The sequence below is a fragment of the Nocardia thailandica NBRC 100428 genome, assembly GCF_000308795.1.
GTDB lineage: Bacteria > Actinomycetota > Actinomycetes > Mycobacteriales > Mycobacteriaceae > Nocardia > Nocardia thailandica.
The window spans coordinates 26,911-33,525 of the sequence record NZ_BAGK01000173.1; the positions used below are offsets into that span (position 1 = coordinate 26,911).

Annotated in this window: 9 protein-coding genes and 1 pseudogene; 3 read left to right on the forward strand and 7 right to left on the reverse strand. The window is 70.7% G+C overall.

Going from position 1 to position 6,615, the window contains the following annotated elements; translation table 11 throughout:
• The first annotated feature begins 193 nt into the window (after positions 1-193).
• Positions 194-397: a hypothetical protein gene (locus ON36_RS18810; RefSeq protein WP_043655164.1), complete on the forward strand. Its 204-nt coding sequence runs from the start codon at positions 194-196 to the stop codon at positions 395-397.
• A gap of 34 nt (positions 398-431) precedes the next feature.
• On the opposite strand, the gene ON36_RS36270 is transcribed toward ON36_RS18810, so the two are convergent.
• Positions 432-665 carry a hypothetical protein gene (locus tag ON36_RS36270; protein ID WP_245558129.1) on the reverse strand — a complete coding sequence of 78 codons (234 nt, stop codon included), beginning with the start codon at positions 663-665 and terminating at the stop codon, positions 432-434.
• A gap of 380 nt (positions 666-1,045) precedes the next feature.
• Between ON36_RS36270 and ON36_RS34900 the strand changes: the two genes are divergently transcribed.
• Positions 1,046-1,459 (forward strand): hypothetical protein, encoded by a 414-nt coding sequence (locus ON36_RS34900; protein WP_157224940.1) that lies wholly within the window; start codon positions 1,046-1,048, stop codon positions 1,457-1,459.
• A 342-nt stretch (positions 1,460-1,801) separates the two neighbouring features.
• Here ON36_RS34900 and mutM read toward each other — a convergent pair whose 3' ends face one another.
• The 5 genes from mutM to ON36_RS18850 form a co-directional block, all read right to left on the reverse strand.
• Positions 1,802-2,665: a bifunctional DNA-formamidopyrimidine glycosylase/DNA-(apurinic or apyrimidinic site) lyase gene (mutM, locus tag ON36_RS18830; protein WP_043655144.1), complete on the reverse strand. Its 864-nt coding sequence runs from the start codon at positions 2,663-2,665 to the stop codon at positions 1,802-1,804.
• Between the two features lie 3 nt (positions 2,666-2,668).
• On the reverse strand, positions 2,669-3,424 hold the full coding sequence (gene rnc, locus ON36_RS18835) for a ribonuclease III (protein WP_043655146.1): 756 nt from the start codon (positions 3,422-3,424) through the stop codon (positions 2,669-2,671).
• A gap of 17 nt (positions 3,425-3,441) precedes the next feature.
• Positions 3,442-3,624, reverse strand: a complete 183-nt coding sequence (gene rpmF, locus ON36_RS18840) for a 50S ribosomal protein L32 (protein ID WP_043655149.1) — start codon at positions 3,622-3,624, stop codon at positions 3,442-3,444.
• 2 nt (positions 3,625-3,626) lie between these two features.
• Positions 3,627-4,313, reverse strand: coding sequence for a YceD family protein (locus tag ON36_RS18845; protein WP_043655167.1), 687 nt, complete (start codon positions 4,311-4,313; stop codon positions 3,627-3,629).
• A 555-nt stretch (positions 4,314-4,868) separates the two neighbouring features.
• The gene (locus ON36_RS18850; protein WP_043655152.1) at positions 4,869-5,627 is read right to left on the reverse strand and encodes a DivIVA domain-containing protein; all 759 of its coding nucleotides are present in this window, start codon (positions 5,625-5,627) and stop codon (positions 4,869-4,871) included.
• A gap of 249 nt (positions 5,628-5,876) precedes the next feature.
• On the opposite strand from ON36_RS18850, the gene ON36_RS18855 reads away from it, so the two are divergent.
• Positions 5,877-6,419 (forward strand): GtrA family protein, encoded by a 543-nt coding sequence (locus ON36_RS18855; protein ID WP_174377587.1) that lies wholly within the window; start codon positions 5,877-5,879, stop codon positions 6,417-6,419.
• Positions 6,420-6,431: 12 nt separating this feature from the next.
• Here ON36_RS18855 and ON36_RS18860 read toward each other — a convergent pair.
• A pseudogene (locus ON36_RS18860) lies at positions 6,432-6,615 on the reverse strand (pantetheine-phosphate adenylyltransferase); the annotation flags it as partial.

Genomic DNA, 6,615 nt, shown 5'->3' on the forward strand with positions numbered 1-6,615 from the left:
GTCTGGTGCCTCCGGAGATCAACACCGACATTCGTGTGGAACCGGGCGGAGCGTCCGCGTGGCCCCCGCGTCAGCGCGAGAACAGAACTCGTCGGCCTGCTCCGGCGTCCCCAGTTGCCCCGCGACGCCCGGCTCGTCATCGTGGAGTGATCGCACCATGTCCAGGTGCGGCCGCACGAGGAGGGAGCCCGGGATGATCGTGGAGGTCGACGGGGAGACGTTCGAAGTCCGGTCCAACGCGGACGGCAGCACGGACGACGCCTGGCTCAGCGGCCCCAACGACGGGTACGGCTTCTCGACCGGCGGGGCAACGGCCTCCGCCGACCGGCACCGCGCGCGCATCCGGCAGTTCTTGTCCATGGTCGACCCACGGACCGGATACATCGAGGAGAGATAGGTCCCGTGCGGGCGCGCAGGCGGCCGAGTCCCTGTCACCGCCCCTCAGCCTCGCGCCGGATGCAGTCGGCCTCCTCCGCGGCGTCCATGGCCCCGGAGTCGCGGAGCACGCCCCAGTAGCGCCGCCGCTCGGCGAACAGGCGCTCGACGCCGTCGGGCAGCGCGACCGGTTCCTCGTCGAAGAGGTGGTCCCGGACGACGGCCAGATCTTCCTCGCGGTCGCGGACGATCCGCCTCGACCTCACGGCGAACGCGGCCTTCTCGATCACCACGAGCCGCAGTCCGTGCTCGGGGATCAGCGCGCGCTTGCGCTCGTCGTAGACCCGGCGCTGCTCGCCGCGGCCGCGCGGGAGACGGGTCGCCGCGGAGCCAGTCGAACGTCGCCTGGCGCTGGCTCTTCTGACCGAGGGCCTCGTCGCAGAGGTCCAGCACGTAGTGCTCGTCCGATCCCTCGCGTCGACTCATGGCGCTATCCTCGCAGGTACACGCCGCGCGGCGTGGGCGCTCGCGACGAATCAGGAACTTGGCGCTAACTCGGACCGATGTCCCACAAGGCCTGGCGACCGTCCGCCAACACAGTTCGATCGGCAAAGCGAGGCCCCAGGACTGGATCGAGGTCAAAGCCGTCGGCTCGGGCCCGGGTGACCAAGTGTTCGCGAAGTTCCGTCAGCAGCTTGCGACCAGTAGCGTCGAAGTGCGTCACGTGCATGGTGACGAGGACGAGTCGGCCATCATCGAGAACGAATCCGTCAACTATCCCGGCGTCGAGGAGATAGTCAGCCGGGCCCGCGTCGATCAGAGGCATACCCGCATCGCCAATCACCACCCGAAACTCGGTGACAGTGTCGGGCCGCCCGGCCGGGCGATCCAGCGGACTGTCTCGTGGTCCACCCAGCCCGAGCTCGGCGACGGCCTCGCGTCCTCCGTCGGCACCATAAAGGTGACGAGGTGCGTCCATCCGGGCACGAAGGGCTCAGGGCGATCCCAGGCGTCGATGCGCCTGTTGGCGGGGTCAGGGCGCGCAACCCACTGTGCCCCGGGGTGGTCCACCGACGACAGGTGAAAGATGTATCGCCCGCTCTCGTGGAATGAGAACTTCGCCAGGTCCTTCCAAGTCCGGATCGCAGCGTAGACGTCGAGCTTGCCCTTGTTCGCCCACACACGAAAGATGCTCGAGCACTCTCCGGGGCGGCCGACCGCGAACCGCATAGCAGTGCGCTTGGTGACCCTGTCGAAGGTCACGATTGGCTCGCTGGCGGGCGTCAATACACGGACAGTCGCCTGGGACCTATCCTCGGAAAGTCCGAAGACGAGCCCGCAGAGACCACGTCGTCGGCTGGCCTGGTGTTCCTGTCGCGCGGCACAGCACGAACGGTACTCGGTGCACTACCAACTCTCCGCTGGGTCAATACTTCCGTCGAGGGGGACGCTGACAGCGTGGGCAGTAGTGCGAGGATCGGTTCATGAACGGCTCGCGCACGATGGCCGCGCCGCAGCGTGGACACGGTTGGCCCTCGCGTCCGTAGCAATGCAAAAGCCTGCTGAAGTAGCCCGACTCGCCGTTCACGTTGACATACAGCGCGTCGAACGAGGTGCCCCCGGCGTCCAGCGCGGACCGCATGACCGCCTCGACCTCGCCGAGCAGCCTGCGCACCGCCGGGCGGCTCAGCGAGGCCGCGATCCGGCCGCCGCGCAGACCCGCGCGCCACAGCGCCTCGTCGGCGTAGATGTTGCCGATCCCCGAGACCACGGTCTGGTCGAGCAGGACCCGCTTGATCTCGGTGTTGCGGGACCGGATCGCCGCCACGGCCGCCTCGGTGTCGAAACGGGGATCCAGCGGATCACGGCCGATGTGGGCCACGGTGTCGGGCACCTCGGTGCCGTCGACGGTGACCAGGGGCGCCAGCGCCCAGCCGCCGAAGGTGCGCTGATCGACGAAGCGCAGCTCCCGGCCGTCGTCGAGGGTCGCGCGGATGTGCGCGTGCTTCTCCACCGGGGCGCCCGCGGGCTGCACCAGCATCTGCCCGCTCATCCCCAGGTGCACGACCAGGGCGGTGCCGGGCTCGTCGAAGGTCAGCCACAGGTATTTGCCGCGGCGCTCGGCGGCGTCGATGCGCCACCCGCTCAGCCGGGCGGCCAGATCGTCCGCGCCGAGGACGTGCCTGCGCACGGAACGGGGATGGGTGACGGTGACCCGATCGATGGTCCGGCCGACCGCGTGACCGGCCAGGCCGCGCCGCACCACCTCGACCTCGGGAAGTTCGGGCACGGCTCAGGCGGTTTCCCGCGCGCCCGAACGGGCGGGGTCCTCGGCCTCGGCGGTGAGCGCCTGGTAGGCCGCGCCGGCCGCCTGCTGCTCGGCCACCTTCTTCGACCGACCGACGCCCGTGCCGTAGGCCCGGCCGGCGATCATGGTGGTCGCGGTGAACTCCTTGTTGTGATCGGGGCCCGTCGAGGTGATCTCGTAGGAGGGCACACCGAGATTCCGCTCGGCGGTGAGTTCCTGCAGACTGGTCTTCCAGTCCAGGCCCGCGCCCATGCGGGGACCACGTTCGAGCAGGTCGGCGAACAGGCGCAGCACCACGCTGCGGGCCACGTCGATGCCGTGCTCGAGATGGACGGCGCCCAGCAGCGACTCCATGCCGTCGGCGAGGATGCTCGGCTTGTCCCGGCCGCCGGTGAGCTCTTCGCCCTTGCCCAGCAGCAGGTGCTTGCCCAGCCCGCCGTCACCGAGCCCTCGCGCGACCTCGGCCAGGGCGTACATGTTGACCACGCTGGCGCGCAGCTTGGCCAGCTCGCCCTCGGACTTGTCCGGGTGCTCGGTGTACAGGCGCTCGGTGATGCTCAGGCCGAGCACCGAATCGCCGAGGAACTCCAGGCGCTCGTTGGTCGGCAGCCCACCGTTCTCGTAGGCGTACGACCGGTGCGTCAGCGCAAGGCGCAGCAGCTCCGGTCGTACGTCGACCCCGAGGGCAGCCAGCAGGCTCGCGTGGTCGGGCGAGCCTGCTTCGTCGGTGCTCGCTGTCACGACATCGTCAGACAAGGTCAGACGGCGGCGGTGACCTGACGGCCCTTGTAGGTGCCGCAGGACGGGCACGCGATGTGCGGCAGGGTCTTCTCACCGCAGGCACGGTTCGGGCAGGTGACCAGGGTCGGCGCGGTGGCCTTCCACTGGCTGCGCCGCGACCGGGTGTTGGAACGGGACATCCGGCGCTTGGGAACAGCCACGGTTACTTCTCCTCAGGTGTTTCACCGGCCACATCGGCAGCGTCTGCCTCGTGCGCGGTTCGGGTGGGGGTGGCACCGTCGGCGGTGGCGCCGGAGGTGCTGCCGGGCGATCCGGGGACGAAATTCGCCAGCCCGGCCCAGCGGGGGTCCAGTATCTCATGCCCGTGATCGGAACCCGCAATCGCCATCCGCACACCGCACTCCGGGCACAGGCCCGCGCAGTCCGGCGTACACAGCGGCTGCAGCGGGAGCTCCAGGCCGATGGCGTCGAGGATGACCGGCTCGAGGTCGATGAGGTCGTCGACCATGCGGTAGACCTCGTCGTCCTCGGTCGTCTGCTCGGTGGTGCTGTCCGGATACGCGAACAGCTCCGTCAGACGCAGTTCGACCCGATCGGTGAACGGTTCGAGGCAGCGCGAGCACTCCCCCTCCGTCGGCGCGGACACCGTGCCGGTGACCAGCACGCCCTCCGAGACCGCCTGCAGCTGCAGGTCGAGATCCACCGCGGCACCGGCCGGGATGGCGATCAGGTCGAGACCCATCCGCTCGTCGGTGGTGACGGTGCGACGCAACTCCCGCAGCGTGCCCGGCCTGCGGCCGAGACTGCGGACGTCCAGCACGAAACCCGCGTCCGGCACCGGCGCGGAGGCCGAGCGGGGACGCGAAGACGAACCGGAACCGGCGGACATCGCGAAGTCACTCACTTTCGAACGGGGGAAGGGCAACCACACGATAGTAATGGAGCGCCGGGGCGCTCGAGTCGCGGCCCCTGGTGTCCCGTCGAACGGCGGCCCGAGACCCGCTCCTGCGTCGCCTCGTCCCGGGCCGCCGTTCGACGGGACGGCCGCGACGCTCGCTTCGCTCGCCGGCCTCCTCGAGGTCGGCCGCACGTGGCGCGGCGGACGGCCCGGCGGACTCGACCCCGACCCGAGAGCCGCAGGTCAGGCGCCCGGACCTCCGGCACGCCATACATCCGATCGCGCCCGACGACCCGTCCGACGCTCGCTTCGCTCGTCGGGGCGCTCGAGGCCGGCCACACGTGGTGCCACCGACGACCCGGCAGACTCGACCCGAAGGCCGCAGGTCAGGCGCGGCCGCCGGCCGAGCATCCCGGCACACCGCACATCCGGTCGCGCCCGGGGACCCGCCCGACACACGCTTCGCTCGGCCTAGCACTGGGGCCTACCGCACACGGTGCGACGACCGCGTCGGTGCGGACGCGACGCCGACCCGGGCGCGGCGGCTCAGGCGCGGCGGTCGGCCACGTACTCGGGTGCCCCGCGCATGCGGTCGCGGCCGCGGGCGATGGTGCGGCGGGTCTCGGCCAGGGTCTGCTCGACATCGGCGAGGCGGGCGCCGAAGTCGTCCATCCGCTCGGCGATGTAGTCGTCGCATTCGGCGCGCAGGCGGTCGGCCTCGTCCTGGGCGGTGTCGATGAGCCGGGCCGATTCGGCGTGCGCGGCGCGCACCACCTCGGCCTGCGACACGAGGCGGGCCTGCTCGGCCTTGCCGTCGGCGACCGAGCGGGCGTAGTCGGCCTTGCCCGCCTCGATGGTCGCCTCGGCGTCGGCGGTGGCCCGGCCCGTCACCTCGTCGTATTCGGCGTGCGCGTCGGCGACGATGCGATCGGACTCGGCCTGGGCGGCGGCGACGAGGCGGTCGGCGTGCGCGGTGGCCTCGGCGACCATGCGGTCGGCGTGCGCCTTGGCGTCGGCCAGCAGGCGGTCGGCCTCCGCGCGGGCGGTCTCGACGGTGGTGCGGGCCTGCTCGTCGGCCGCGGTCACGGTGGCCTCGGCGCCGGTGCGGGCGTCGGTGACGATCTTGTCGCGGTGATCGAGCACGTCCTGGGCGTCATCGAGCTCGCCGGGCAGCGCGTCGCGGACGTCGTCGAGCAGTTCGAGGACGTCACCGCGCGGGACGATGCAGCTGCGGGTCGGCGGGATGCCACGCGCCTCTTCGACGATGGCGACCAGTTCGTCGAGTGCTTCGAATACGCGATACATGCTCTCTACCCTCCTGCGGCCTCACGCCGAACCTACTACCGCTTCCGGCCCAGTGTGCCCGTCATCACCGGCTCGGACGAGTGTCCGGGCGGTGTGTCGCGGTTGTGTCTTACATCCCACACAAAACAAGTGGAGCACTTCTCTCCACTTCGGCTACCATCAGTGGGCACGACATCGTTGTCGCCGGGAAGGTGCTGCCCCTCGCCTGCGTTGCACCTCTCGACGCGCAAGCTCGAATCGGAGTCGACCATGGCAGTACTGGAACCACCCCCGACGGTGCTGCACATCCCTACCCTGATCACGCCGTGGGCGCCGTTCCCGCAGGCACAGGTGATGACCCGCCCCGCGTCCGACCGCGCGCGCACCGCCGCGGCCTACCTGCGCGGCGACCGGGCCCTCCCCCAGCTCATCCGGTTCGCCCTGGTCGGCGGCACCAGCAACATCGCCTACGTGCTGCTGTTCTTCGCGGTGGCCGGGATCGGCCCGCTCGTGGCCAACGTGGTCGGCTCGCTGGTCAGCACGGTCATCGCCAACGAGCTGCACCGGCAGCTCACCTTCCACGCCACCGACCGGATCGGCTGGTTCACCGCGCAGTGGGAGGGCGGCGGCCTCGCGCTGGTCGGCCTCGGTTTCACCACCGCGGGCCTGGCAGGCCTCGAGACCTGGGCGCCCACCCTCGGCGACACCGCCCAGGCGGCGGCGATCCTGGCGATCACCGCCGCGGTCGGCCTGATGCGTTTCCTCGCCCTGCGCGGCCTGTTCCGGTTGCCGAACCGGGCCGAGCAGCCCTGAGCGGCGCGCGGTCTACTGCGCGCGACGCTCGGCGATACGGTCCAGCAGGCGCTTGTGCACGGCGGGCGGCAGCATGTCGCTGACGTCGCCCCCGTAGGCCGCGACCTCCTTGACCAGCGAACTGGACAGGAAGCTCAGCGACGGGTTGGTGGCGATGAAGAACGTGTCCACCCCGGCCAGCTTGTGGTTCATCTGC

Bases quoted from the DNA above. Each gene is read 5' to 3' on its own strand.
- ON36_RS18810 (WP_043655164.1), top strand. From the start codon at position 194: ATGATCGTGGAGGTCGACGGGGAGACGTTCGAAGTCCGGTCCAACGCG.
- ON36_RS18845 (WP_043655167.1), bottom strand. From the start codon at position 4,313: ATGTCCGCCGGTTCCGGTTCGTCTTCGCGTCCCCGCTCGGCCTCCGCG.
- ON36_RS18850 (WP_043655152.1), bottom strand. From the start codon at position 5,627: ATGTATCGCGTATTCGAAGCACTCGACGAACTGGTCGCCATCGTCGAA.
- ON36_RS18855 (WP_174377587.1), top strand. From the start codon at position 5,877: ATGGCAGTACTGGAACCACCCCCGACGGTGCTGCACATCCCTACCCTG.